This is a genomic window from Streptomyces sp. NPDC058685, from assembly GCF_042714725.1.
GTDB lineage: Bacteria > Actinomycetota > Actinomycetes > Streptomycetales > Streptomycetaceae > Streptomyces.
Genome location: NZ_JBHXSL010000030.1, coordinates 71,398 through 95,781 on the forward strand (window position 1 = coordinate 71,398; position 24,384 = coordinate 95,781).

The following is a 24,384-nucleotide window of genomic DNA, read 5'->3' on the forward strand; positions in this document are numbered from 1 at the left end:
CCGGCCTGCGACCGCGCGGATCGGCTCGGCGTCGGGTGCCGGAGCGACGCGGTCGGCGCAGCTCGCTGTCCTCGGTCCGTCTCCGCGGGACCGGTCCCGCGGTCGCGGATCGCCGCGGGTCCGGCGTCGGGTCCGCGTCGACTCGGGTCGGCCGCCGCACAGGTTCGAGGCCGGCGTCGGACGCGGGTGGCGGGGAGCCGGTCCCGCGGCCGCCGGCACCAGCTCTGTCCGTCCTCGGCGGCCGGAGCCCGATCCATGCCCCGGCCCCGGATCGGGAAGCCGCCGTACCGCCACGCTGTTCTCGACCACAGCGATCCGCCCGGGACCGACCCACCCGAACTCCCGTTTCCTGACGGCCGGTTCAACCGTTCGACCCGCTCGACCGCCCACCGCCCGCCACCCGAAAGGCATCACCGTGCAGCTCCACACCACGACCTGGGGGACGGGCGACCGTCTCGCTCTGCTCGTCCACGGCATCATGGCCGACCACCGCACCTGGCGGCGGGTCGGCCCCGCGCTCGCCGCGCGCGGATACCGTGTGCTCGGCGTCGATCTGCGCGGTCACGGTGCGAGCGGCCGAGCTGACCGCTACACGCTCCAGGACCATGCCGACGACCTCGTGGAGACGCTGCCCGCCGGGGCGGAGGTGGCCTTGGGCCACTCGCTCGGCGGTCTGGCCCTGTCGAGGGCGGTACGGCAGCTGGCACCGGAACGAGCCGTGTACGCGGATCCCGCATGGCATCTGCCGGACGGCGACGACGGCTACCGTCCCGACCTCTTCGCCCGGGCCAAGACCCTGACCCGGGAGCAGATCCGGGCCGCCAGTCCGCGCTGGGACGAGGCTGACGTCGGCATCGAGCTGGAGACCCTGCGGCTCTGGGACGAGGACACCGCCTACGGTTTGACCGGTCTCGCCGGCACGGATCTCCTGCCCGCCGGGCCGGTCGTCCCGTCGCTCGTCGCGCTCGCGGACCCGAGCCTCCTCGTTCCCTCCGAGCGGGCGGAACTGCTCGCCGCACGAGGCTTCGAGGTGCGGACGGTGCCCGGCGCCGGGCACACCATCCACCGCGACGACTTCGACGGCTTCATGACTGCGCTGGACGGCTGGGTCTGACGCGCGGCGCACTCGGGTTCCCTGTGTCGGGCCGGTGCAGGTCCGACCGGCCGACGGCGACGGCCGCCTCGGCCGTGCGCCGCCCGGACGGCTCCCCGCACCCGCCGGGGACCTCCGGATCGGCGAGGCCCTACCGTGGGGCGCGTGACGATCTTCCGCGGTTCCTCCGACTCCTCCGACGACCTCGCCCAGCCCGGCCGGGGCGGTCCGGGTGCGACGACCGAGGCCGACCCCGCCGAGGTGGGTCCGGTCCGCACGTCGTACGCGCCGGACCGCGACGGTGACCCGGACCCCGGCGAGATCGTGTGGACCTGGGTGCCGTTCGAGGAGAACGACGGTCGCGGCAAGGACCGCCCGGTGCTCGTCGTGGCCAGGGAGCCCGGTGGCACGCTGCTCGCCGTACAGCTCTCCAGCAGGCGGCACGACCACGACCGCGAGTGGGTGCCGATCGGCGTCGGCCCGTGGGACAGCGCGGGCCGGGAGTCGTGGGTCGACCTCGACCGTGTGCTGCGCGTCCACGAGAGCGGTATGCGCCGCGAGGCGTGCGCGCTGCCGCGGCCGCGGTTCGATGCGGTCGTCGCGCGGCTGCGGGAGCGCTACGGCTGGAGCTGACCTGGAGCTACCGGCAGGGGCCCGGCGCTACGGCTGGACCCGACCGACAAAGGCCCGGCGCTACGGCTGGACCCGACCGACAAAGGCCCGGCGCTACGGCTGGAGCTACCGGCGAACGCCCGGCGGAAGGCCGCGAGGGTCGCACCCTCCGGCGTGCGGTCGAGGACCGCGAAGACGACATGCTCGAAGTGGCCCGCGAATCGTCCGTCCGCGGTGAGCAGCGCGTGGAACGCGCCCGCCACCGCGCCCGGGTCGTTGCGGAAGACCCCGCAGCCCCAGGCGCCCAGCACGAGCCTGCGGTACCCGGCCGCTACGGCCGTCTCCAGGACCCGTTCCGCGCGGGCCGCGAGCGCGGCCGGGATGCGGTGGGCCTGCTCGGGTGTGCGACGGGTGATGACCCCGGCGTTCGGTGCGGGCGAGGTGAGGAAACCGGCGGTGTACGGCGTGTCGAGCAGCCGTCCGCGGTCGTCGCGGAAGACCGGTACGCCGGGGGAGTGAATGACCCGGTCGGAGTAGAACGGATCGCGGTCCGCGCGGTGGTGGGCGTAGAACTCGGGGGCGCGCAGCAGCGTGCTGTAGAGGGCGGACGCCCGGCACAGCGCCTCCTCCTGGGCCTGGGCGCCGTTCATATAGCCGCCGCCGGGGTTGCGTGCCGAGGCGAAGTTCAGCACGGCGACCGGTGCGGCGTCCGCGGCGGTGAGCCGGTGGGCGGCCTGGGTACTGCTCTCGCCGGTGACCTCGAAGACCGTCGTACGGCCGCTGTCCGTGGTGACGGGCACGCTCCCGGGCCCGAACATCCGGGTCCCCTCCAGGGCGGCGGCCAGATCCGGTGCGATCACCACGCGGCGCCCGTCGGTCGCGAAGTAGTGGCCGATTTCAACGATCTCCTGGGTGTGCTTGGCGATCCCCCGCAGTCGTGCACTCATGCGCCACATCGTGGGTGAGCGGCGACAGGTGGGGCAATCGGATTTATGTGCGCCACACGGGCCCCAAGGGCACTCTTGTGCGAACCTGCGGCGCTGGCCTTAGGTTGGCAGAGTGCCTTCGAAGGAGGAGCGGATCATGCACCCACCTGATCCCGGCGACTACGGCCGGCCGATGGACGAGGGAGAAGCAGAAGATCTCCTTCGATGTATCTGCTTCAAGAACGGCCCGCCCAGCACCGTGGGTGTGGAACTGGAATGGCTCGTACACGACCAGGACAGACCCGATGTCCCCGTGCCGGCCGACCGCCTCACGGCGGCCTACGACCGGGTACGGTCCCTGCACCTCGACTCGCTCCTGACCTTCGAACCGGGCGGCCAGCTGGAGCTCAGCTCGCTCCCCGCCGCCTCCCTGACGGAGTGCATCGACTCCGTCGCCGCCGATCTGGACGCCGTACGCGCGGTGCTCCGGCCGGCGGGTCTCACCCTCGCCGGGTACGGACTGGACCCGTGGCAGACGCCGCGCCGGCTCCTCCACGAACCCCGGTACGAGGCCATGGAGGCCTTCCTCGACCGCACCGGCCCCGCCGGCCGCGCCATGATGTGCACCTCCGCCTCCGTCCAGGTGTGTCTGGACGCGGGCAACGAGGAGCCGGGACCGCTCGGCCACGGCAGACGCTGGCAGCTCGCGCATCTGCTCGGCGCGGTGCTGACCGCCGCGTTCGCCAACTCCCCCGCGCAGGCGGGCCACTACACCGGCTGGCGCTCCACGCGCCAGGCCGTGTGGGCCGAACTGGACGCCGTACGACCGCTGTCACCACCCCTGGACCGGGAACCGCGGGCGGCCTGGACGGCGCACGCGCTGGACGCACCCGTGATGTGTGTACGGGCGTCCGAAGGACCCTGGGCACGGCCGGAGGGGCTCACCTTCCGTCAGTGGCTGCGCTCCGGCGGTCCGCGCCCGCCGACGCGCGAGGATCTCGACTACCACCTGACCACGCTGTTCCCGCCCGTGCGGCCGCGTGGCCATCTCGAACTGCGCATGATCGACGCCCAGCCGGGCGAGAACGGCTGGATGGTGCCGCTGGCCGTCACCACGGCCCTGTTCGACGACGCCGAGGCGGCCGAGACCGTCTACCGCGCCGTCAAACCGCTGGCGGAGTACGCCGGTCCACTGCCCGCGCCGTGCAATCCGCTGTGGACGAGCGCGGCCCGGAACGGACTGACCGACCCCGAACTGCACGCGGCGGCCGTCACCTGCTTCGGCGTCGCCCTGGAGGCGCTTCCCCGCATCGGCGCTTCCACCGCGGTGCAGGAAGCGGTCGCCGCCTTCAACGAGCGCCATGTCCTGCGGGGCCGATGTCCCGCCGACGATCTGCGCATCCCGTCACTCGGGAAGGAACCGAGCTCATGACCGACGACCTCAGGCGACGCGCTCTCGACGCGCTGATCACCGCCCGGGACCGCACCGCCGGACTCACCACCTGTGTGGACGAGAACGAACTGATCGCCCAGCACTCGCCGTTGATGTCCCCGCTGGTCTGGGACCTCGCGCACATCGGCAACCAGGAAGAACAGTGGCTGCTGCGGACCGTGGGCGGCCGTGAGGCTCTGCGGCCGGAGATCGACTCCGTCTACGACGCCTTCGAGCACCCCCGCGCGCTGCGGCCGACCCTGCCCCTGCTCGCCCCGTCCGAGGCCCGCACCTACGCCTCCGACGTACGCGGCCGGGTCCTCGACATCCTCGAGCGCACCCCGCTGGAGGGCACCGATCCGCTGACCGACTCCGGCTTCGCCTTCGGCATGATCGCCCAGCACGAGCAGCAGCACGACGAGACCATGCTCATCACCCACCAGCTCCGCAAGGGCCCGGCGGCGCTCAGCGCGCCCGAACCCCCGGCGGGCGGTACGCAGGGCCTGGCCGACGAGATCCTGGTCCCCGGTGGCCCGTTCACCATGGGCACCTCGACAGAGCCGTGGGCGCTGGACAACGAGCGGCCCGCGCACCGGCGCGACGTGCCGGCCTTCCATCTCGACACCGTGCCGGTGACCTGCGGCGCCTACATCGCGTTCATCGAGGACGGCGGCTACGACGACCCGCGCTGGTGGGCCGCCGAGGGCTGGGACCAGATCCGCCGGAACGACATCGGCGCGCCGCTGTTCTGGCGGCGGGAGGCCGGACAGTGGCTGCGCCGCCGCTTCGGCGTCACGGAGCCGGTGCCGAGGGACGAGCCGGTGCTCCATGTGAGCTGGTACGAGGCCGACGCCTACGCCCGCTGGGCCGGGCGGCGGCTGCCGACCGAGGCCGAGTGGGAAAAGGCCGCCCGCCACGACCAGGAGGCCGACCGCTCGCGGCGCTTCCCGTGGGGCGACGCGGACCCGACGCCCGCGCAGGCCAACCTGGGACAGCGCCATCTGCGTCCGGCCCCCGCCGGCAGCTACCCGGAGGGCGAGTCCCCGCTCGGAATACGGCAGTTGATCGGCGATGTGTGGGAGTGGACGTCGAGCGACTTCCTGCCCTACCCCGGCTTCGCCGCGTTCCCCTACCGCGAGTACTCCGAGGTGTTCTTCGGCAGCGGCCACAAGGTGCTGCGCGGCGGATCGTTCGCCGTCGACAAGGTGGCCTGCCGCGGCACCTTCCGCAACTGGGACCTCCCGGTGCGGCGTCAGATCTTCTCCGGCTTCCGCACCGCTCGGGACGCCGCCGGCCACGAGGATGTCGCCTGATGTGCCGTCATATCGCCTACCTCGGCCCGCCGCTGCCGCTCGGGCAGCTGCTGGCCGAACCGGCGCACGGTCTGCTGCGGCAGTCGTGGGCGCCCCGCCGCCAGCGGTACGGGACGGTCAACGCCGACGGATTCGGCGTCGGCTGGTACGCCGAGGACGATCCGGTGCCCGCACGCTACCGGCGCACCGGACCCATCTGGGCGGACCTGTCGTTCACCGACATCGCCCGGGTCGTCCGCAGCGGGGCGGTGCTCGCCGCCGTCCGGGACGCCACGGAGGCCGGTGCGGACGGCGAGGCCGCCGCGGCTCCGTTCGCCTCCGGGCCCTGGCTGTTCAGCCACAACGGGGCCGTCCGGGGCTGGCCGCGCTCCATGGCGCCGCTCTCCCTCTCGCTGCCCGCCACCGATCTGCTCTCGCTGGAGTCGCGCTGCGACTCGGCGCTGCTGTGGGCCCTGGTGCTGCGCAGGCTGCGCGACGGCGACGAACCCGGCCAGGCGATCGCCGAGACGATCCACGAGGCGGCCGGGGCCGCACCGGACTCTCGGCTGAACTTCCTGCTCACCGACGGCGAGACGATCGCGGCGAGCGCCTGGGGCGACACCCTGTGGTACCTCGCCGAGCCCGGCCGCAGCACGGTCGTGGCCTCGGAGCCGTACGACGACGATCCGCACTGGCGAGAGGTGCCCGACCGGACACTCCTCGCCGCGACCCGTACCGATGTCCTGCTGACACCGCTCAAGGAGCCCACTTCGTGAGCCCGTTCCTCCTGACCCGCACCCTGCCCGAGGACGCCACCGACGCCGCGCTGCGCGGCGACGTCCTGCACGGGCTCACCCGCACGCCCAAGACACTGCCGCCGAAGTGGTTCTACGACGCCCGTGGAAGCGAGCTGTTCGAGGAGATCACCCGGCTGCCCGAGTACTACCCCACCCGCGCCGAACGGGAGATCCTGATCGACCGCTCGGCGGAAATCGCCGCGGCAACGAAGGCCCGGACGCTGGTGGAGCTGGGCTCGGGCTCCTCGGAGAAGACGCGTCATCTGCTGGACGAGCTGAAGGAGCTGCACAGCTATGTGCCGGTCGACGTGAGCGAGAGTGCCCTGCGGGGTGCGGCCGAGGCGCTGCTGGAGGAGCATCCCGGCCTCGACGTACACGCCCTGATCGCCGACTTCACCGGCGGGCTCGCCCTGCCCGGCACTCCGGGCCCCCGGCTGGTCGCGTTCCTCGGCGGCACGATCGGCAATCTGCTGCCGGCCGAGCGGGCGGCGTTCCTGAGCTCGGTGCGGTCGCTGCTCGATCCGGGGGACGCGCTGCTGCTGGGCACGGACCTCGTGAAGGACGAGGACGTGCTGGTACGCGCCTACGACGACGCCTCGGGGGTGACGGCCGCCTTCAACAAGAACGTCCTGAACGTCCTCGCCCGGGAGCTGGGCGCGGACGTCGATCCCGCCGACTTCGACCATGTGGCGCGGTGGGACCCGCAGGAGGAGTGGATCGAGATGCGGCTGCGGGCGCGTCACGCCCTGAGCGTGAAGATTCCCGAACTGAATCTCGTGGTCGCCTTCGAGGAGGGCGAGGAGATGCGCACCGAGGTCTCCGCGAAGTTCCGTCAGGAGGGTGTGCGGACGGAACTGGCGGCGGCGGGCATGGAGTTGACGAACTGGTGGACGGACAGGGAGGGCAGGTTCGCGCTGTCCCTGGCCACGGCCTGCTGAGCCGCGCGGGCCAGTGAGCGGCGGTCGGGGAAGGTCCCCGCGGGGATGGCCGGCAGCAGCCGGATCTCGGCGGTGAGTTCACCGGCCGCCACGACCCGCCACAGGGACGCGGGCAGCGAGTCCTCGCCGACGAAGGCGGCCGCGCCGGTGGGCAGATAGGTGATGCGGACGGGCTGCACGCTCGCGCCGGCGTCCAGGGCGGCCTGGAAGACGGCGTGCCGGAAGCGGCCCTGCTCACGCCCGCACCAGGTGGACCCTTCGGGGAAGGCGATGACCCGGGCGCCCTGGCGGAGCGCGGAGGCCATCTCGGCCACGGTCGCGGGGAGCGTCCGCAACCGGTCGCGCTCCAGGAAGAAGGTGCCGCCGCGGGCCGCGAGCGGTCCGAGGACGGGCCAGTGTCTGACCTCCGTCTTGGCCAGCATCCGCCCCGGCAGGGCGGTGGCCATCAGCGGTATGTCGAGCCAGGAGATGTGGTTGGCGACGACGAGGGAGCCCCGCGGGGCGTAGGGCCGGCCGACGATCCGCAGGCGCACACCGAAGGCGCGCAGCACCGCCCGGGTCCAGCAGCGGGTCGCCAGATGCCGGAACCGGGTGCCCAGTACCAGGGCGAGCAGCGCCACCAGCGGACCGACGAGGATGCCGGCGAGCGCGGTCAGCAGTCCTGCCGTCAGCCGGGCGACCGCGGTGATCCTGCCGGCCACCGGGCCCTGGTGGGTGGCGCATCCGGCGGGGGTGCAGGGTGCGCCGGGGAGCCAGACGCTCATCGTCCGGGGGCGAGCGAGAGGAAGTGGTTCAGGTAGCGCGGGTTGGTGCGGCGCAGCGAGAGCAGCACGTACAGGTCGGCGACACCGAAGTCGGCGTCGTGGGCGGGCGCCCCGCACACCCAGGCGCCGAGGCGGAGGTAGCCGCGCAGCAGGGCGGGCAGTTCGGTGCGGCCGCCGGGGAGGGCGACGGTGTCGGCGTTCCAGAGCTTGTGGGGGGTGACCCAGTACTCCTCGGGGGCCAGGTTCTTGCTGCGGACCGTGGACCAGGTGGCCGCGGCGAGGGTGCCGCCGTCCGCGAGCGGGATCGAGCAGCAGCCGGCCAGCCAGTTGTGTCCGGTGCGGGTCATGTAGCGGGCGAGCCCGGCCCAGATGAGGCCGATGACAGCGCCGTTGCGGTGCTGCGGGTGGACGCAGGAGCGGCCGACCTCGACGAGGTCGTCGCGGATGGGCGCGAGCCGGGCCAGGTCGAACTCGGTCTCGGAGTAGAGCCGCCCGGCCGCCCTGGCCCGGTCGGGCGGCAGTAGCCGGTAGGTGCCGACGACCTCGCCGGTGTCCGCCTCGCGCACCAGCAGGTGGTCGCAGTACGCGTCGAAGGCGTCGATGTCCAGACCCGGCTCCGGCCCCTCCAGCCGTGCGCCCATCTCGCCGGCGAAGACCTGGTGGCGCAGCCGCTGGGCGGCACGGACGTCCTCCTGGTCGCGGGCGAGCGAGACGACGTACCGGGGCTGCTCGGCCTCCGCGCCGGCCTCGGGGAGCCGGGTGGGGAGCGCGGTGGGGGCCGGGGCGGGGAGAGGGAGGGGGGCGGCGACGACGGCTGACGATGCGGGCATGGCTGTCTCCTGTGCCGGACGGAGGGGGACGGACCGCCGGTGCGGCGGCCGGCTCCTTACTTCTTCCGTGGCCGGCTGGATTCGACATGACAGCCCGGCGGAGAGTGGATGTGCGACGGCTGAATGCCGGGGTGTCACCCGCGTGCGAGGACGTCCGTGATGCGCTCGGAGGCCTGCCGCGCCGCGCGAGCAGCGTTCTTCCCCTGGAGGACGGCGGTCATATAGGTCTTGATCGGGTTGTCGGCCTCGACCTCGGCCCACTGCGGAGAGTTGGGGGTCGCCCGGCCCTGCGCGGCTCCGACGGCCATCGCGGCCGTGCCCTCCTCGCCCTTGAGCACGCCGGCGAGGGTGGTCTTGTTGGGGACGTAGTTCATGGTGCGGGCGAGATCGGTCTGCCAGCGCGTCCCGGCCAGCGCCTTGACGACCTCGATGGCCGCCGCCCGTTCGCGGGCCTTCTCCGGGACGATCAGGTCGGAGCCGCCGGTGAAGACGGCGCCGGGTCTCTGGGCCGTCTTGCCGGGCACGGGGAAGTAGCCGAGCTTGCCCTTCAGATCGGGGTTGGCCTTCTCGATGACGGTCGCGGCGCCGGGCACGGCGATGATCTGGGCGACATCGCCCTGGGCGAAGACCTCCGCCTGGGGCGGTGTCTGCTCGTCGGCGGCCTTGGGCCCGTCGCCGTGTGCCTGGAGCTCCTTGTAGAACGCCATGCCGCGCAGCGCCGCCGGGGTGTCGAGGGTGCCCTGCCAGTCGCCGCCGCGCTCGACGGCCAGATCGCCGCCCTCGTCCCAGATGAATCCGGACAGGGTGTACCAGTCCTGGCCGGAGAGGTAGATGCCCTGGACGCCGTTGTCGTCGAGCTGCTCCGAGGTGTCGAGCCACTGGGCCCGGGTCTTGGGAAGCGCGCTGATCCCGGCGTCCGCGAAGAGGTCCTTGTTGTAGATGACGACGCGGTTGGCCGCGTACCAGGGGATGCCGTACTGGGAGCCGTTGATGCTGCCGGGTTCGGCGAGTCCCGGCAGCCACTGTTCGTTGCCGAGGTCGCGTACGGACTCCAGCGTGAGGTCCAGCAGGGCGTCGCTCTCCGCGTACTGGGCGACCTGGGTGTTGCCCACCTCGATGATGTCGGGCCCCTTGCCGCTCTCCAGCGCGGCCATGACCTTCTTCCCGATGCCGGTCCACTCCTGGAAGGTGACGTCGAGCTCCACCGACGGGTTGTCCTTCTCGTACGAGGTCGTGAACCGCTTCAGGAAGTCGTCGGAGACGCTGTCCTGCATCAGCCAGATCCGCACGGTCCGCGTATCCGATCCGGTGCCGGGAATCACCCCGCAGCCGGTGAGCGTGAGCGCGGAGACGAGCGCGACGGACAGGGCACGGAAGTTCTTCACGGCGGTCACCTTCGGCGAGAGGACACGGGAGCGGACCCGACATGGGGGGAAGCGCGCTCCGCGCTCGCACGGGTGTGTGGGTGGAGTTTGGTATGTACCAATGCCCGGGTCAACCCCCGGCAGCCGCCGGAGGGTTCGCACGCGGGGGCGGTCGCGCGACGGCGCCCGCCCCCGCGATGCCGGTCAGCCGGTGCCGGGGACCGTGTCCTGGAAGGCCGTCCCGGCGGAGCGGAAGGCGGCCACGCGGGCGCCGACTTGCGCGGGAGTGAGCACCTGGTCCTTCACATGCAGCACGTAGTCGACCTTCTGGTCGTACGAGCGCGGGGTGGTGCTGGTCTGGCCCGCGAGATCGATGAGCCACTGGTTGAAGTTGATGGACATCGGGCGCTCGGGCAGATACCGGGCGTCGTGCCGGCCGAACAGGGTGCCGTCGACGTAGTAGGTGATGGCGCTGTCGTCGATGGTGACGACGAGGTCGTGCCAGCCGGCGTAGCTGGTGCGGGCCTCCGAGTGCTGGTTGACCGCCTCCCAGGGGTCGGGCCGGTAGGTCTCCCACGAGGTCGTGTAGAGGATGTTGGCGGGCTCGCCCCAGCCGCCGTTGGGCAGGTACTCGAAGTCGTACTCGGCGTAGTCGTCCGCCATCGGGGCCTTGAGGTCGTTGATGGTGAAGAACGTCTGGACGAGGCGGTCGCCGTCGGGGCCCGACCTCGGGGCGTCGGAGAACCTCACACGTGCCGCGTAGGTGCCGTTCTTGAACTTCGTGGCCCGGGTGAGGATTTCGGTCTGCTCGGTGGAGGCGGCCGTACCGGCCGTGGAGGTCTCCAGGTTCATGACCGAGTTGGTCCCCTCCCTGGCGAAGGTGACGTTCTCCGGCGCCCAGGCCGCGCCCGGCACTCCGGGGCCACCGGAGTTGGAACGGACGTTCCAGCCGTGGGCGTTGAGTGCCGGGTCGGTGTGCGAGGTGTAGGTGAAGTCGTCGAACAGCGTGGCGCCGTCGCCGGGCGGGTCGGTGGGATCCGTCGGATCCGGGTCGGGGTCGTTGCCCGCGGGGGCCGTTCCCCACACGGTCGCGCCACCGACGGCCGCGGTGACCTTGGGCCAGTCGCCGTACGCCGTCTGGGAGGCGGCGAAGGAGTAGTCGTCGTGCTGGTTGATCGCCTGCCAGTCGCTGCGGTGGAACCGCAGTTGCATGTCGCCGGTGTCGGCGCCGGCGGCGAGCGATCCGGCGCCGGCCGTGAAACCGATCTCCAGATAGCGGTCGGCGTCGGCCGTGGGCCGGGTCAGGGCGCCGAAGGTGCCCGTGATGTTGGCGCAGCCCTTCACCGCCCAGGAGCAGGCGAAGCGGTACGAGGCTCCCGCGTCGGCCTTGAAGTAGTAGCGGATCTTCACCTGGCTCAGCGGGACCGAGCTGCTGCCGGTGTTGACCACCTTGAACCAGGGCTCGGCCTGGTCGCTGCCGGTGGCGCTCTGCCGGTACTGGACCTTGACCTGCTCGCCGGCGGCGGCCGCCGGCAAGGCGGTCAGCGTCGCGCAGCCGAGGCCGGCCACGGCCGCGGCGGCCACGGCGGCTCGAAGGCGCAGGGGACTGAGGCTCATGGGGAATCCTCTCGGGACGGGTGGAGCACGGGGGGCCGGTCCGGCACGCCGAGCGCGTCGAGCCGGGCTCTGTGGCGGTGCATACGCGCCTGGAATCCGGGCCAGTCGTGGCCACCGGACCAGGCGGTGTCGGCGAGCGCGCACAGCCGGGGGAAGGCGAGATATTCGGCGTGCGCGGGGGTGGTGACGTACTCGGTCCACAGCTGGGCCTGTGTGCCGAGCACCCGGGCCGCGGCCTCCGGCTCCCAGTGGGCGGGAGCAGGTTCGGTCGCGTACACGGTCCGCAGGTCGACGACCTGACCCGGCTGACCGGGCGGCTCACCGGGCAGTGCGGACTGCGGGTAGTCGAGGTACGTGGATCGGTACGGCGCCATGATCACCTGCCGGCCGCCGCGGGCGGCGGCGAGGCCGTGCCGCTGGTCCCGCCACGGCAGCACGGTGAAGGTGTCCGGCAGATCGACACCGGTCTCGGTCCAGCCGAGTGGATGGCGGCCGCGCTCCGTGACGAACTCGCCCATGCGGCCCATGAACCAGCCGTGCAGGGCGTCGGGGCCCGCCAGCCCCTGCTCGGCGACCCGGGCCAGCGCGGCGGGTGACCGGTGCCATTCCGTCGTCGGGCACTCCTCGCCGCCCAGGTGGACGTACGGCGAGGGAAAGGTGTCCATCACCTCGTCGAGGACGGTGCGGCAGAAGTCCAGGACCTCGTCGTGGACCCCGAGGACCGTGTCGCACACACCCCATCGGCGCCACACCTCCAGCTGCCGCCCCGGGCGGTTGCCCAGATGCGGGTAGGCGGCGAGCGCCGCGCGGGCATGGCCCGGCATCTCGATCTCCGGCACGACGGTGATGCCGCGTGCGGCGGCGTGCTCGATCAGCCCGGTGAGTTCCTGCCGGGTGTAGGCACCGCCGTGCGGGGTTCCGCCGACCTCGGTGAGCTTGGGGCGGGCGGCGACCGGCATACGCCAGCCCTGGTCGTCGGTCAGATGCAGGTGCAGCACGTTCAGCTTGTGCAGGGCCAGCAGGTCGGTGAAGCGCCGCAGGAAGGACACGGGCTGGAAGTGCCGGGCCACGTCCAGCATGGCTCCGCGCCAGGCGAACCGGGGGACGTCGGTGATCTGCACACAGGGCACGGACCACGGGGTGTCGCGCACCGGGATCCCGGACAGGACCTCGGGCGGCAGCAGTTGACGGATCGTCTGGACGCCGTGGACAAGCCCTTCGGGACGGGCGGCCCGCAGCAGCACCGCGTCGGCGCCCACGGTGAGTCCGTATCCCTCCGTGCCGAGTCCGGTGAGGCCGGCGTCGAGGGCGATGACGACGCGGCCGTCCGCGGCGAGGGGCAGCGGCAGTCCCGTGGCGGGGGCGAGCAGGGTGCGCAGCAGTGCGGCCGCGGGCTCGGCGCCGGACGCCGCGCGGACGGCCGTACGGTCGTCGAAGGTGAACCGGCCGTTCATGACCGTGAGTTGGGCCGGCCGGGGAACCAGGTCGATGCGATGGCGGGACAACGGCATGACGGCTTCTCCTATCCCTTGACCGCTCCGCCGGTCATTCCGGCGGAGACCCGGCTCTGGAGCACCAGGAAGAGGACCAGGACGGGCAGCGCGAAGAGGGTGGAGGCGGCCATGGTGGCGCCCCAGTCGGTGCCGAAGACGTTCGAGAACGAGGAGAGCCAGACCGGGAGGGTACGGTCGTCCTGGTTCTTGATGATCAGCATGTTGGCGAAGGCGAACTCGTTCCAGGCCGTGATGAAGCCGAACAGCGAGGTGGCGAGCAGCCCGGGGGCGAGCAGCGGCAGCGTCACCCGGCGGAAGGCGGCGGCCCGGGTGCAGCCGTCGACCTGGGCGGCCTCCTCCAGCTCCACGGGGATCGCGGTGAGGAAGCTGCGCAGGGTCACGATGGTGAAGGGCAGCGTGATCATGAAGTAGACGAGGCTCAGAGTGGCGAGCCGGTCGAGCATGTCGGTGTCGCGGGCGATGACGTACATCGGGATGAGCAGTGCCTCCCAGGGCGCGACCTGGGCGATGAAGACCATCAGCACGAAGCCGCGGCGGCCCCGCCAGCGCAGCCGCGCCACGGCGAAGGCCGCACCCAGCGCCACGACCAGGGCGAGCAGGACGCAACTGGCCGTCACCAGCAGGCTGTTGCGCCAGAAGGACCAGAACCCGTCGGCGTTCACGGCCGCGGAGAAGTGGTCGAGCGTGAGGTCGGTGGGCAGGAAGACGGGCGTCTCGGCCTGGATGTCCCGGGTGGGCTTGAAGGCGGTCAGGATCATCCAGTAGACGGGGAAGACGCTGAGGACGAAGACGATCAGCGCCCCCGCGTTCAGGGGGAGCCGGCGCAGCGCGGCGGGTCCGGGTCGCAGGAGTCTCACAGCTCGGCCTCCTGCCGGAACATCTGTCGGAAGTAGAGGATCAGTGCGGCCAGCAGGATGAGCACGGTCAGGGTGGCCGCGGCCGCGCCGAGGTCGTAGCGGTGCAGGGACTGGGCGACCTGGTAGGCGTAGACCGGCAGGGTGGTGGTCGCACCGCCGGGTCCGCCCTTGGTGACGGCCCAGATCTGGGCGAAGCAGCGGAAGACCCAGATGACTTCGAGGCACAGGACGAGTCCGAAGACCGGGCGCAGGACGGGCAGCGTGACGGAGCGGAAGATCCGCCAGCCGCCGGCGCCGTCGATCCGGGCCGATTCGATCAGTTCGGCGGGGACGGTGGTCAGGGCGGCGTGCAGGGTGACGGCCACGAACGGCACGGACTGCCAGACGACCAGCAGGACGAGGATGGTGAAGGCCGAACCGCCGTGCGCGAGCCAGGAGTAGTCCCGGAAGGAGTCGAACCCCAGCCGGACCAGCAGCCAGTTGACCACTCCGAGGCGTGAGGAGAAGAGCCACTGGAAGACGGTGGTGGTGGCGATGACCGGGCTGGCCCAGGCGAGGACCAGTCCGCTCATCACCAGGATCCGCGGGCCCTTGCGCAGTCGCTGGAGCATCAGGGCGACGACGGTGCCGAGCACCATGATGAGGACGACGTTGAGGGCGGTCCACCACAGCGTGCGCCGCACGACTTCCCAGAACGCCGTGTCGCCGAGGATCTCCCGGTAGTTCTCCAGGCCCGCGAAGCCGGCGCCGCCGCGGATCAGCTCCGCCATTCCGTAGTGCTGGAAGGAGATGACCAGATTGCGGACCAATGGGTAGGCGAGGAGGAAGGCCGCGCCGAGGACGGTGGGAGCGATGAGCAGATAGGGCCAGAGGGCGCGGGGGCCGGCCCTCATGAGCCGAGGGTCTTGGTGATGCTGTCGGAGGCTTCCTTCGCCGCCTTCGCGGGGTCGCTGCCGGTCAGGACGGCGGTCATGTACTGCTTGATCGGGTTGGTGGCCTCGACGGCCGCCCACTGCGGGGAGTTGGGCGTGGCCCGGCCCTGTGCGGCGGCGGCCGCCATCGCTGCCGTGCCCTCGTTGTCCTCGATGACCTTGGCGAGCGACGTCCGGTTGGGGACGTAGCTCATGGTTCTGGCGAGGTCGCTCTGCCACTTCTCCCCCGCGAGCGCCTTCACCACCTGGTAGGCGGCGTCCTGATGGGCGGAGGCGGCCGGCACGATCAGGTCGGAGCCGCCGGTGAAGGTGGCCCCGGGCTTGTCCGCGGTCCGGCCGGGGATCGGGAAGAAGCCGAGCTTGCCGGCGAGCGCGGGATTGGCCTGTTCGACGATCTTCGCCCCGCCGGGCACGGAGATGATCTGGGCCACGTCGCCCTTGGCGAAGACGTCTGCCTGCGGCGGCTTGGCCTCGTCGGAGTCCTTGGGCCCCTTGCCGAGCGCCTGGAGCTGCCGGTAGAAGTCCATGCCCTTCAGGGCCTCGGGACTGTCGAGCGAACCCTTCCAGGTGCCGCCACTCTCCTCGGCGAGTTCGCCGCCGTCCTCCCAGATGAATCCGGCGAGGGTGTACCAGTTCTGACCGGGCAGGTAGATGCCCTGCACCGGGCCCGCGTTGAGCTTGCGGGTGATCGCCAGCCACTCGTCGCGCGTCTTCGGCGGCGCGGTGATGCCGGCCTTGCCGAAGAGGTCCTTGTTGTAGATCACCACACGGTTCGCCGCGTACCAGGGAATCCCGTACTGCTTGCCGTCGACCTTCCCCGGCTCGGCGAGTCCGGGGAGCCAGTCGCCGCCCCGCAGTTCGGTGACCTTGGAGCCGAGGTCGGTCACACCGCCGCTGGCCGCGTACTGCGCGACCTGGGTGTTGCCCACTTCGATGACGTCCGGTGCGTCCTTGCTGGCCAGGGCGGCGGTGACCTTCTCACCGATGCCGTCCCACTCCTGGATCTGGATGTCGAGGGTGGTTCCCCGGTGCTCCTTCTCGAAGCCCTTGGTGAACCGCTGGAGATAGGCGTCGGAGACGCTGTCCTTCATGATCCAGACGGTGAGCCGTTCGTCGCCGCTCGCCGATCCGGAGCCGGAGGACGACGTGCTGCAGGCGGTGAGCGCGGTGGTGGCTGCCAGGACGGCGGCAGCGGCGATGAAGCGAGTCTTCACGGATGTCACCTCGGAGATGAGTTGACCAATTGGTCAACTGGCCAACGGCGTGGCTAGAAGGTGGCATGGACCAATGTTGACGTCAAGAGCCCTGAAAAGCTGGGCTGTTCACGGAGTTGCCCAACGACCCGACGGAGCTTCACTGGTCAGAAAGTCGTTTACCATCTGACCAGTTGCCGACGAGGTGGACCACAGCAGAGAGGCCGGGGCGATGGAACGCAGCACTTCGGGTGCCGTACTGAAGCGGGAGCGGGTACGGGAGTTCCTCCTCGCACTGGTCGAGGACCGCAGGCCCGGCGACGCCATCCCCTCCGAACGCACCCTCAGCGCCGAACTCGGCGTCTCCCGCCCCACCCTGCGCGCCGCCGTCGACGAACTCGTCGCCACCGGACAACTCGTCCGCCAACACGGCCGCGGCATGTTCGTCGCCCCCGCCAAAATCACCCAGGAACTCGTCTCCGACGACGCGGCGTTCGCCGTGCCGCGCGCCGCGGGCACCTGGTCCAGCACCGTGCTGGAGCTGGCCACCATCCGGGCGGGCGCCCGTATCGGCCGCAAACTGCGCATCTCGCCGGCCGCCGAACTGGTCTACATCGCCCGGCTGCGGCTGGTCGACGGGGCTCCCATGGCTATCGAGCATCTGCACATCCCCGCCGGGCTGGTCCCCACCCTCACCCCCCTGGAACTGGAGGCCGGCGATCTCTACGACCATCTGCGCGAGCATCACCGCGTCTTCGTGAACGAAGCCGTCCAGTCCATCGAGCCGACCGTGGTCAACGAGGCCGAGGCCGCCGTGCTCGACGTCCCGGTCCTCTCCCCCGCGCTGCTGGTGGAGCGGCTGACCACCGACACCGCCGGAAACCCCGTCGAGTACGTCCACTCGGTCTACCGCGGGGACCGGTACCGCATCGTCTCCCGGCTCGCCCTCGGCACCTCCGTGCAGCGTCCGCGCCCGGAGGGGCATCATCCCGGCATCCCGCCGGGCGACTTCGCGCACGGCGACATCATCAACTCCTCGACCACGGGCGACGCCTACTGAACCGCTGCCGCACCGCGCACGTGCCGCCCTCACCCCGGCCGCACCGCAGCTGACGACCGGGACGCCTGCTGACCCGGCGGTGAGTGCCGCCCACGGGAGCCCGCGGTGCTGCCCGTATCCTCGAAGGCCCACCGCCGGCTCCGTCCCGGACCGGCCCGCCGTTCAGGAGGGCGAGGATGCCCGACACCCGCTCGCCCAGGACGGTGCTCAAGCGCGAGCGGGTGCGCGCGTATCTGCTCGCGCTGGTCGAGGACCGCAGGCCCGGCGACGCCATCCCCTCCGAACGCACCCTCAGCGCCGAACTCGGCGTCTCCCGCCCCACCCTGCGCGCCGCCGTCGACGAACTCGTCGCCACCGGACAACTCGTCCGCCAACACGGCCGCGGCATGTTCGTCGCCCCCGCCAAAATCACCCAGGAACTCGTCTCCGACAGCCATCCCGCCTCGGCACCGATGGCAACGGGCGCCTGGTCGAGCCGGGTTCTGGAGTTCAGCACGGTGAGTGCGGGCGCCCGGATCGCACGGCGGCTGAAGGTGTCCCCCGCCGAGGACCTCGTGTACGTCGCGCGGCTGCGCCTGGTCGACGGCACGCCCATCGCCCTGGAGTATCTGCACATCCCGGCAGCCCTGGTCCCCGGGCTCACCGCGGAGCAGATGGAGGCGGGCTTCTACACACACCTCCGTGAAGCACGCGGAGTACGGACCGCCCAGGCCGTGCAGTCGATCGAGCCGACCGTGCTGAGCGAGGACGAGGCCCTGCTTCTGGGCGTGCCGGTGCTCTCCCCCGCCCTCCTCTTCGACCGGGTCACCTCCGACACCGGCGGACGGCCCGTGGAGTACGTACGGTCCCTCTACCGCGGCGACCGGTACCGCATCGTCTCCCGGCTCGCGCTCGGCACCTCGGCGGACGACCGTCCTGCTCCCGACGCCTCGCGCACGGCGGCGTGGTGGGGCACGGTGGAGTAACGCATCGAGAGGAGTGCGACACCCATGTCGAATCACACCTACCGGGTCACCGAGATCGTCGGCACCTCCCCCGAAGGGATCGACGCCGCCATCCGCAACGGCATCAAGCGCGCCGGCCAGACCCTCCGAGGGCTCGACTGGTTCGAGGTGACCCAGGTCCGCGGCCACATCGTGGACGGGGAGATCGAGCACTACCAGGTCGGGCTGAAGGTCGGCTTCCGGCTCGAGGAGGGTGCCTGACCGCACCCGCATCACCGGTTCGGCGGCGGATCAGGTGCGGCCCTCCCGTTCCTGAGCCTCCTTCATCGCCTCGGTCGTACCGGCCGCCCATACGGCCCGTACGACCGGGAAGCCGGCCTTCCCGGCCGCGTCGCACACCAGCTCGTCGTCGTCCACGAGCATCCGGATCTCCCGGTCCCGGCCGAGCCGCCGCAGGATCTCCAGCTTGGTGGTGCGGGCGGGCCGGCGGTCGTCGTTGCGGCGCATGTGCACCGGCCCCTCGGGCAGCCCCTGCGCGGCGAGCCACGCCAGCGTGTCCTTGCGGCAGCGTTCCGGCCTGCCCGTGAGATAGACGATGTCGCACTCCTCGGAGGACCGCAGACACAGCTCGACACCCTCGCTCAGCGGCGGATCCTTCGGCGCGGCGGCGAAGAAGGCTTTCCAGTCACGCGGCTTGCGCTCCAGGAATCGCTGACGGTGTCCGGTGTCGGCAAGAGTTCCGTCGAGGTCGAATACGGCCAGCGGCCTGCTGTTTCGGGTCACGCCCCCAGCGTAGGCGCGGGCTGTCGGACACGGCGCGGTCGTCCGCCCTCCACCGGCACGGGTCAGCGGTCCCCGGGACCCGCCGCCGTGCCCAGTGCCGAGAGCCTCTTCTCGAACCCGTCCAGAATGGCCTGCAGACCGAAGGCGAAACCGTCGTCGGGGGCCGCGTTGTACTCGGCGGCCGACGCCCCCTGGAGGCGGGAGCGCAGCCGCGGGTACGTCATGGCGATCTCACTCGCCCGGGCCATGGTGTCGCGCAGCTGTTCCTCGGCGTCGCCACCGCCGCGGTTGAGGCGCCGGGTCAGCGCGATCGTGGCGGAGGCGCCCGCCGCGCTGCCGAGAACGAACACGAAGACGGTGGCGGCCGCCTGATCGGCCTCCGCGCCGACGAACCCCGCCTTCTCGTACACGGCGAGGATGTGGTCGTCGTGGCGCGCCTTGCCCGGACCGTAGAGGAGATGACCGGCGAGCGCCTGGACGAGCCAGGGGTGCCTCGTCATCATCGCGTGCTGGCCCGCGGCCATGGTCGTGGCGGCGGTTCGCCAGTCGAGCGAGTCCAGGTCGGGCAGATCGATCTCCTGCCAGACCTCGTCGCCCGCGAGTCTCACGAGGTTGTCCTTGTTCCCGACGTGCCAGTAGACGGCGGTGGCGGCAGAGCCGAGCCGGCCGCCCAGGCTGCGCATGTTGAGGCCGTCCAGCCCTTCGGCGTCCAGCAACTCGATGGCAGCGCGGACGATCTGCTCGGCGGTCAGGGTGTTCCGTGGCATGCCGCCCAGCGTAGATGCACTTAGTTCAAGAAGGAGTTCACCGGGCCCGGGGAAGACCCTTGCACTTAGTTCAAGTCGGCCCCTAACCTTCACTTGCACTTAGTTCAAGTCGTCCACGTCCTCGGTTCTCGCCGCCCGTGCGGCCCAGTGAAGGAGACAGTCATGACCTCGATCGCCGCTGCGCTGCACCTGCTCATCGCGACGGCCTTCGTCAGCATCCCGATGGTGCGTGCCCGTTACGGAGCGCGGGCCCAGGCCGCCGCCGAGGCCGAACTGGACCGTCAGGGCGTCCCCGCCACGGTGCTGGCCGAGAACAAGCTGCGGTTCGACGCCGGCGGCCACGAGACGGCGGTGCCCCTCGGTGTCGCCCTGACGCTGGCGGCCCTGGCGGTGCTCAACCTCACCGGGAACGCGTTGGGCGCGACGCTGTCCTGGATCCTTCAGCCGATCGTCCTGCTCGGCAACGTGCTGATCCTGCACAGCCAGTTGACCGCCGTCCGGACCGTGCGGGCGCACTTCGCGAAGAGCGGCGACGCCACCCTGCGGCGGATAGACGTCGTCGCCCTGCTCGACGCCGCCGAGAAGGCCTTTCCCTCCTGGGTGCTGCCCGGCCTGCAGAACGTCCGGCACGCCGTCGTGATGGCCGGATCGATCGCCGTCCTCGTCCTGCTCGCGTTCGCCTGATCCGGGGAATCCTGACGCGCCCACGGCGTTGCACCCTGTGTGAGCTCATGGATCGCATCCACCCGGCTGTCCGTTCTCGACCGGTCCCGCACCCGCGAGGGGTACGACGGTCCCGCCGCCCTGCGGGACACGGTGTCCCTCGCCCGGGAGCTGGAGACGCTCGGGTACCACCGGTTCTGGGTCTCCGAGCACCACAGCGTGCCCGGGGTGGCCGGCTCCGCGCCGACGGTGCTGGCGGCGGCGGTCGCGGCGGCGACCTCCACGATCCGGGTGGGCACGGGCGGCGTGATGCTGCCCAACCACCAACCCCTGGTGGTCGCCGAGCAGTTCGGCGTCCTGGAGTCCCTGTTCCCCGGCCGGATCGACATGGGGCTGGGCCGCTCGGTCGGCTTCACGGACGGCATACGCAGGGCGCTGGGCCGGGACAAGAAGGACGCGGACGACTTCGCCGGCCGGCTGGAGGAGCTGCTCGGCTGGTTCACCGGCGAGCAGTCGTCGCATCCTCAGGTGCACGCCCGCCCGGCGGAGGGCCTCCGGGTCCCGCCGTTCGTCCTCGCCACCGGTGAGGGAGCGCGCATCGCGGCGGAGGCCGGACTGCCGATGGTCATCGGCGACCTGCGGAGCCGGGACCGGATGCTGGCCGGCATCGAACGCTACCGCCAGGGCTTCAGGCCCTCCGTCTGGTCCGAGCGCCCTCATGTGACGATCTCCGGCACGGTCGCGATCGCCGCCACGGAGGCGGAGGCCCGCCGACTGCTGATGCCGGAAGCCTGGTCGATGGCGTACTCCCGCACGCGCGGCGTCTTCCCCCCGCTCCTCCCGCCGGAGCGGATCGAGGCGCTGCCGATGACCGCGAAGGAGCGGGAGTTCTACGAGTCGGGGCTGCGGGGCCACATCGCCGGCACGGAGGACCAGGTCCTCGACGCGCTCGAGTCGGTGGTCAAGGACAGCGCCGCCGACGAGGTGCTGATCACGACCAGCACGTACGACCGCGGGTCGCTGCTCGACTCCTACCGCAGGCTCGCGAGCATCGCCGGTCTCGGCACGCCTGCCCGTGATGGGGAGCGGTGATCCGTGCGGCGCCGTGCACGACTACTGGCAGATCACCTTGAATGCCTTCGCATCCGGCCGGGCACGGAAGACGACCTCGTGTCCGGCGTCATCGGTGAAGACGGCCCGCGTCGCGGACGTCAGGGTCATCCTGCCGCGCTGGTAAGGGTTGTCCCACCCGTCGGGCGGCCCGGCCGAGCCGTCGGAGAGGGGCGTCTCCGCCTCGAAGTAGGTGGAGCCGATGCGGGCCTCGTCGATGCCGCAGTGCGTATAGAGCTGGAACGCGATCGTCCGGGCGGACGGCGCGGTGCGGACCGACGGCACGGTGCGGACCGACGGGCTTTCCTGTGAGGCCGGTTCGCCGGTCCCGCTACAGGCCGTCAGCAGCAGCGCCGCCAGCACGATGGTGAATGCCGCCCGTACCGGTTTCTCCGTCATGCCCCTTCGACGCCCGGACCGTGTCGCCGGTTCCGCGGGACGGCGCCTCGGAGCGAGGATGAGCCGGGACGCACGGACCAGCGATACGCGAAGGGCTCAGCCGACATGACAGCACGCCTCCCCCGCCCCTCGGACGTCCCGGACTCCCGTCCCCCCGTGGTCATGTGCGATGAACCCGGCAGTTTCGCCTGGGGAGTGCTGCACCGACGCCATCCGGCCCTGATCCAGCAGGTGCGCGACGCCTTCCCCTACGCCCCGCGGCAACAGCGGGCGCTCGACGCCCTGTTGGCCGAGATCACCGACGGGGTCCTCGAACCGCTGGAGGCGACGGCGAAGGATCACGCGCTCTGGGCGGCCCGGGCGGAGCCGTACCTCGGACGGTCGTGGTTCGACGCCCCCTTCCTGTGGGCGGAGAGCTACTTCTACCGCAAGCTCCTCGCGGCCCTCGAGTACTTCGGCGAAGGCCCGTGGCAGGGGGTGGACCCGTTCGGCCCCTTCAAGGACGCCGAACTGAGCAGCGCCCTCGTGGACGAGGAGCTGCGGGCCCTCGACGCACTCGCCGATCTGCCCGCCGAACGGCAGGCGTCCGCGCTGCTTCAGGCCTCGCTCTGGGGCAACCGTGCCGACCTCGGCTTCAGCGTGACGGCCGACGAGCCCGCCCGGACCGCCACCGATGCCGGTACTGATGCCAGTGCTGATGCCGGTGCCGGCCTCGTCGCCGATGACAGTGCGCTGCTGTGGTCGCTGCTGCCCGTGGGGACGCCGGCCACCGTCGCGGTGGTCGCCGACAATGCGGGGCGGGAACTGATCCCCGACCTCATCCTCGTCGACCACCTCCTCGAACACGGCCACGCGACCGACGTCGTCCTGTACGTCAAGCCGTACCCGTACTACGTCTCCGACGCGACGACCACCGATGTCGTCGGCGGTCTCCGGCGGCTCGTCCGGGCGTCCGGCCGGGCAGGCGAGATCGGCAGGCGGCTCTGGACCGCGATGGGCACCGGACGACTGGAGGTGCGCACGCACCCGTTCTTCTGCGCACCGCTTCCCTATGAGGAGATGCCCGAGGATCTGCGGACGCAGTTCGCGTGCGTCACGCTGACGATCCTGAAGGGCGACCTCAACTACCGCCGCCTGGTGGGCGATCGGCTGTGGCCCGCGACGACGCCCTTCGCGGACGTCACGGCCTACTTCCCCGGGTCCGTCGCGGCCCTGCGCACACTGAAGTCCGACGTGATCGTGGGACTGACCGAGGCGATGACCGACGCTCTCGACGGGACGGGCGCGGCCTGGCGCACCAGTGGCACCCACGCCCTGGTCCAGGCCCGGCGCTCACCGGGCTCTGACCCGGGTCGGCCCTCGTCCGGGCCGCGTGACGACCTCGAAGGCACGGTCTAGGCCGTCTCCTGCGGATCGTGGCGCCGCCCGGCCCCCGGATGGCGCTGTGACGGGGTGGCGGGGACGCTGGAGGCATGCGATGGCGATGGCGTGCGTCCGGTGGTGCGGCGGCCGTTCTGGCCGTGGTCCTGCTGGTCGCGGGCACGCCGGGGGCGCCCGGCGGGGACACCGACGAGCGAGTGGATGTCGGTGGCGGGCGAAGCCTGTACCTGCACTGCTCGGGTTCGGGGAGCCCGACCGTGGTGCTGCTGTCCGGACTGCACGAGTCCGCCGACCCGTGGTCCCTGTCCGACGTCACCCCGCCCGTGCCGAAGACTCCGGTGCTGCCGAGCGTGGCCGGGTTCACCCGCGTGTGCACCTACGACCGGCCGGGCACGATCCGCTACACCCAGCCCCCGACACTCACCACCCGCAGCACACCCGTGCGCGGCACGCGGACTCTGGGCGCCATGGTCCAGGACCTGGACCGGGTGCTGACGGCCGGCCACGTGCCGGGACCGTACGTGCTGGTGGGGCACTCCTTCGGCGGAATGCTCGCCCTGCGGTACGCGCAGGAGCACCCGGAACAGACCCGCGGGCTGGTTCTGGTCGATGCGCTCGGACCCGCGCTGAAGCCCGCGATGGGGGCCGACTGGCCGGCGTATGTCGAGGCCCTGCGGCACCCCGGTACGCCGTTCGACACCGATCCGGACTTCGAGCAGGTGGACATCGACGGCGGGGTGACCGCCGTCGAGCGCGGCGGACCGCTCCCACCGGTCCCGGTCGCGGTCCTCAGCAAGACAGAACCCTTCGCCGCGCCGCCCACCATGAACAAGGAGCTGCTGGCGAAGCTGGAAGCCTCCTGGCCCGAGGCGCAGCAGGCGCTGGTGGCCCTTCGGCCGCAGACGCCGCACCTGCTGGCGACCGGCAGCGACCACTACGTCCAGCTCCACGACCCGGACCTCACGACCGCGGCGATCCGCCTCGTCGCGGACCGGGCCGCGGCCGCCCGCCCGAGCGCGAGCCCGATGAAATGACTCCGGCTCCCGGTCACCCTGATCACCGTGGTCGGGCGGGGTCCTGATGACGGGCCGCGGTCCGTGCCCGGCCGGGCACGGAC

25 protein-coding genes are annotated in these 24,384 nt (G+C 71.6%); 13 read left to right on the top strand and 12 right to left on the bottom strand.

Features of this window, described 5'->3' with window-relative positions; translation table 11 throughout:
- The first annotated feature begins 415 nt into the window (after positions 1-415).
- Both ACFWU3_RS23175 and ACFWU3_RS23180 read left to right on the top strand, forming a co-directional pair.
- A complete protein-coding gene (locus ACFWU3_RS23175; protein WP_384440690.1) occupies positions 416-1,114 on the top strand; it encodes an alpha/beta fold hydrolase in 699 nt (232 codons plus the stop codon).
- Between the two features lie 144 nt (positions 1,115-1,258).
- Positions 1,259-1,726 (top strand): type II toxin-antitoxin system PemK/MazF family toxin, encoded by a 468-nt coding sequence (locus ACFWU3_RS23180; protein WP_384440693.1) that lies wholly within the window; start codon positions 1,259-1,261, stop codon positions 1,724-1,726.
- Here the strand turns inward: ACFWU3_RS23180 and ACFWU3_RS23185 are convergent.
- Positions 1,711-2,652: a TIGR02452 family protein gene (locus ACFWU3_RS23185; RefSeq protein WP_384440696.1), complete on the bottom strand. Its 942-nt coding sequence runs from the start codon at positions 2,650-2,652 to the stop codon at positions 1,711-1,713. The two genes, ACFWU3_RS23180 and ACFWU3_RS23185, sit on opposite strands and share 16 nt — an antisense overlap.
- Positions 2,653-2,788: 136 nt before the next feature.
- Here ACFWU3_RS23185 and egtA point away from each other — a divergent pair, with 136 nt between their 5' ends.
- The 4 genes from egtA to egtD are packed head-to-tail and all read left to right on the top strand — an operon-like array spanning position 2,789 to position 7,090.
- Positions 2,789-4,063 carry an ergothioneine biosynthesis glutamate--cysteine ligase EgtA gene (gene egtA / locus ACFWU3_RS23190; RefSeq protein ID WP_384440699.1) on the top strand — a complete coding sequence of 425 codons (1,275 nt, stop codon included), beginning with the start codon at positions 2,789-2,791 and terminating at the stop codon, positions 4,061-4,063.
- The gene (gene egtB / locus ACFWU3_RS23195) at positions 4,060-5,376 is read left to right on the top strand and encodes an ergothioneine biosynthesis protein EgtB (RefSeq protein ID WP_384440702.1); all 1,317 of its coding nucleotides are present in this window, start codon (positions 4,060-4,062) and stop codon (positions 5,374-5,376) included. The genes egtA and egtB overlap by 4 nt, the downstream gene beginning before the upstream one ends.
- A complete protein-coding gene (gene egtC, locus ACFWU3_RS23200; protein WP_384440705.1) occupies positions 5,376-6,131 on the top strand; it encodes an ergothioneine biosynthesis protein EgtC in 756 nt (251 codons plus the stop codon). The genes egtB and egtC overlap by 1 nt, the downstream gene beginning before the upstream one ends.
- Positions 6,128-7,090, top strand: coding sequence for an L-histidine N(alpha)-methyltransferase (egtD, locus tag ACFWU3_RS23205; protein WP_384440708.1), 963 nt, complete (start codon positions 6,128-6,130; stop codon positions 7,088-7,090). The genes egtC and egtD overlap by 4 nt, the downstream gene beginning before the upstream one ends.
- On the opposite strand, the gene ACFWU3_RS23210 is transcribed toward egtD, so the two are convergent.
- The 8 genes from ACFWU3_RS23210 to ACFWU3_RS23245 all read right to left on the bottom strand — a co-directional run bounded on the left by ACFWU3_RS23210 (position 6,985) and on the right by ACFWU3_RS23245 (position 16,182).
- Positions 6,985-7,854: a lysophospholipid acyltransferase family protein gene (locus ACFWU3_RS23210; protein ID WP_384440711.1), complete on the bottom strand. Its 870-nt coding sequence runs from the start codon at positions 7,852-7,854 to the stop codon at positions 6,985-6,987. The genes egtD and ACFWU3_RS23210 overlap by 106 nt on opposite strands.
- Positions 7,851-8,684, bottom strand: coding sequence for a GNAT family N-acetyltransferase (locus ACFWU3_RS23215; protein ID WP_384440715.1), 834 nt, complete (start codon positions 8,682-8,684; stop codon positions 7,851-7,853). Before ACFWU3_RS23215 ends, ACFWU3_RS23210 begins: the two co-directional genes overlap by 4 nt.
- A gap of 134 nt (positions 8,685-8,818) precedes the next feature.
- The gene (locus tag ACFWU3_RS23220; protein WP_384440718.1) at positions 8,819-10,069 is read right to left on the bottom strand and encodes an extracellular solute-binding protein; all 1,251 of its coding nucleotides are present in this window, start codon (positions 10,067-10,069) and stop codon (positions 8,819-8,821) included.
- Between the two features lie 183 nt (positions 10,070-10,252).
- On the bottom strand, positions 10,253-11,665 hold the full coding sequence (locus ACFWU3_RS23225) for a cellulose binding domain-containing protein (RefSeq protein WP_384440721.1): 1,413 nt from the start codon (positions 11,663-11,665) through the stop codon (positions 10,253-10,255).
- Entirely contained in the window at positions 11,662-13,176 is a 1,515-nt protein-coding gene (locus tag ACFWU3_RS23230) for a beta-N-acetylhexosaminidase (RefSeq protein WP_384440724.1), read from the bottom strand. The genes ACFWU3_RS23225 and ACFWU3_RS23230 overlap by 4 nt, the downstream gene beginning before the upstream one ends.
- Positions 13,177-13,187: 11 nt before the next feature.
- The gene (locus ACFWU3_RS23235; RefSeq protein WP_383238268.1) at positions 13,188-14,036 is read right to left on the bottom strand and encodes a carbohydrate ABC transporter permease; all 849 of its coding nucleotides are present in this window, start codon (positions 14,034-14,036) and stop codon (positions 13,188-13,190) included.
- A complete protein-coding gene (locus tag ACFWU3_RS23240) occupies positions 14,033-14,929 on the bottom strand; it encodes a carbohydrate ABC transporter permease (protein WP_384440728.1) in 897 nt (298 codons plus the stop codon). Before ACFWU3_RS23240 ends, ACFWU3_RS23235 begins: the two co-directional genes overlap by 4 nt.
- The gene (locus tag ACFWU3_RS23245) at positions 14,926-16,182 is read right to left on the bottom strand and encodes an extracellular solute-binding protein (protein ID WP_384440731.1); all 1,257 of its coding nucleotides are present in this window, start codon (positions 16,180-16,182) and stop codon (positions 14,926-14,928) included. The genes ACFWU3_RS23240 and ACFWU3_RS23245 overlap by 4 nt, the downstream gene beginning before the upstream one ends.
- A gap of 211 nt (positions 16,183-16,393) precedes the next feature.
- Between ACFWU3_RS23245 and ACFWU3_RS23250 the strand changes: the two genes are divergently transcribed.
- The 3 genes from ACFWU3_RS23250 to ACFWU3_RS23260 all read left to right on the top strand — a co-directional run bounded on the left by ACFWU3_RS23250 (position 16,394) and on the right by ACFWU3_RS23260 (position 18,426).
- On the top strand, positions 16,394-17,221 hold the full coding sequence (locus ACFWU3_RS23250) for a GntR family transcriptional regulator (protein WP_384440734.1): 828 nt from the start codon (positions 16,394-16,396) through the stop codon (positions 17,219-17,221).
- 176 nt (positions 17,222-17,397) lie between these two features.
- The gene (locus ACFWU3_RS23255) at positions 17,398-18,186 is read left to right on the top strand and encodes a GntR family transcriptional regulator (RefSeq protein WP_384440738.1); all 789 of its coding nucleotides are present in this window, start codon (positions 17,398-17,400) and stop codon (positions 18,184-18,186) included.
- Between the two features lie 24 nt (positions 18,187-18,210).
- Positions 18,211-18,426: a dodecin gene (locus ACFWU3_RS23260; protein ID WP_313942740.1), complete on the top strand. Its 216-nt coding sequence runs from the start codon at positions 18,211-18,213 to the stop codon at positions 18,424-18,426.
- 30 nt (positions 18,427-18,456) lie between these two features.
- Here ACFWU3_RS23260 and ACFWU3_RS23265 read toward each other — a convergent pair whose 3' ends face one another.
- A complete protein-coding gene (locus tag ACFWU3_RS23265; protein ID WP_384440741.1) occupies positions 18,457-18,948 on the bottom strand; it encodes a hypothetical protein in 492 nt (163 codons plus the stop codon).
- Between the two features lie 62 nt (positions 18,949-19,010).
- Complete coding sequence (locus ACFWU3_RS23270; protein WP_384440744.1) at positions 19,011-19,715, bottom strand: TetR/AcrR family transcriptional regulator C-terminal domain-containing protein; 705 nt, start codon at positions 19,713-19,715, stop codon at positions 19,011-19,013.
- 162 nt (positions 19,716-19,877) lie between these two features.
- Between ACFWU3_RS23270 and ACFWU3_RS23275 the strand changes: the two genes are divergently transcribed.
- Entirely contained in the window at positions 19,878-20,399 is a 522-nt protein-coding gene (locus tag ACFWU3_RS23275; protein ID WP_384440747.1) for a hypothetical protein, read from the top strand.
- 39 nt (positions 20,400-20,438) lie between these two features.
- The gene (locus ACFWU3_RS23280; protein ID WP_384440750.1) at positions 20,439-21,470 is read left to right on the top strand and encodes an LLM class flavin-dependent oxidoreductase; all 1,032 of its coding nucleotides are present in this window, start codon (positions 20,439-20,441) and stop codon (positions 21,468-21,470) included.
- Between the two features lie 21 nt (positions 21,471-21,491).
- Here ACFWU3_RS23280 and ACFWU3_RS23285 read toward each other — a convergent pair whose 3' ends face one another.
- Entirely contained in the window at positions 21,492-21,887 is a 396-nt protein-coding gene (locus tag ACFWU3_RS23285) for a hypothetical protein (RefSeq protein ID WP_384440753.1), read from the bottom strand.
- Between the two features lie 105 nt (positions 21,888-21,992).
- On the opposite strand from ACFWU3_RS23285, the gene ACFWU3_RS23290 reads away from it, so the two are divergent.
- Together ACFWU3_RS23290 and ACFWU3_RS23295 are read left to right on the top strand one after the other, a co-directional pair.
- Positions 21,993-23,285, top strand: coding sequence for a damage-control phosphatase ARMT1 family protein (locus ACFWU3_RS23290; protein ID WP_384440756.1), 1,293 nt, complete (start codon positions 21,993-21,995; stop codon positions 23,283-23,285).
- 74 nt (positions 23,286-23,359) lie between these two features.
- Complete coding sequence (locus ACFWU3_RS23295) at positions 23,360-24,301, top strand: alpha/beta fold hydrolase (protein ID WP_384440759.1); 942 nt, start codon at positions 23,360-23,362, stop codon at positions 24,299-24,301.
- Positions 24,302-24,384: the final 83 nt, after the last annotated feature.

What these genes read in the sequence shown, in the direction of transcription:
- ACFWU3_RS23185 (WP_384440696.1), bottom strand. Translation starts at nt 2,652, where the DNA reads ATGAGTGCACGACTGCGGGGGATCGCCAAGCACACCCAGGAGATCGTT.
- egtA (WP_384440699.1), top strand. Translation starts at nt 2,789, where the DNA reads ATGCACCCACCTGATCCCGGCGACTACGGCCGGCCGATGGACGAGGGA.
- egtB (WP_384440702.1), top strand. Translation starts at nt 4,060, where the DNA reads ATGACCGACGACCTCAGGCGACGCGCTCTCGACGCGCTGATCACCGCC.
- egtC (WP_384440705.1), top strand. Translation starts at nt 5,376, where the DNA reads ATGTGCCGTCATATCGCCTACCTCGGCCCGCCGCTGCCGCTCGGGCAG.
- ACFWU3_RS23210 (WP_384440711.1), bottom strand. Translation starts at nt 7,854, where the DNA reads ATGAGCGTCTGGCTCCCCGGCGCACCCTGCACCCCCGCCGGATGCGCC.
- ACFWU3_RS23215 (WP_384440715.1), bottom strand. Translation starts at nt 8,684, where the DNA reads ATGCCCGCATCGTCAGCCGTCGTCGCCGCCCCCCTCCCTCTCCCCGCC.
- ACFWU3_RS23225 (WP_384440721.1), bottom strand. Translation starts at nt 11,665, where the DNA reads ATGAGCCTCAGTCCCCTGCGCCTTCGAGCCGCCGTGGCCGCCGCGGCC.
- ACFWU3_RS23230 (WP_384440724.1), bottom strand. Translation starts at nt 13,176, where the DNA reads ATGCCGTTGTCCCGCCATCGCATCGACCTGGTTCCCCGGCCGGCCCAA.
- ACFWU3_RS23240 (WP_384440728.1), bottom strand. Translation starts at nt 14,929, where the DNA reads ATGAGGGCCGGCCCCCGCGCCCTCTGGCCCTATCTGCTCATCGCTCCC.
- ACFWU3_RS23250 (WP_384440734.1), top strand. Translation starts at nt 16,394, where the DNA reads ATGGAACGCAGCACTTCGGGTGCCGTACTGAAGCGGGAGCGGGTACGG.
- ACFWU3_RS23255 (WP_384440738.1), top strand. Translation starts at nt 17,398, where the DNA reads ATGCCCGACACCCGCTCGCCCAGGACGGTGCTCAAGCGCGAGCGGGTG.
- ACFWU3_RS23260 (WP_313942740.1), top strand. Translation starts at nt 18,211, where the DNA reads ATGTCGAATCACACCTACCGGGTCACCGAGATCGTCGGCACCTCCCCC.
- ACFWU3_RS23270 (WP_384440744.1), bottom strand. Translation starts at nt 19,715, where the DNA reads ATGCCACGGAACACCCTGACCGCCGAGCAGATCGTCCGCGCTGCCATC.
- ACFWU3_RS23275 (WP_384440747.1), top strand. Translation starts at nt 19,878, where the DNA reads ATGACCTCGATCGCCGCTGCGCTGCACCTGCTCATCGCGACGGCCTTC.
- ACFWU3_RS23285 (WP_384440753.1), bottom strand. Translation starts at nt 21,887, where the DNA reads ATGACGGAGAAACCGGTACGGGCGGCATTCACCATCGTGCTGGCGGCG.
- ACFWU3_RS23290 (WP_384440756.1), top strand. Translation starts at nt 21,993, where the DNA reads ATGACAGCACGCCTCCCCCGCCCCTCGGACGTCCCGGACTCCCGTCCC.
- ACFWU3_RS23295 (WP_384440759.1), top strand. Translation starts at nt 23,360, where the DNA reads ATGCGATGGCGATGGCGTGCGTCCGGTGGTGCGGCGGCCGTTCTGGCC.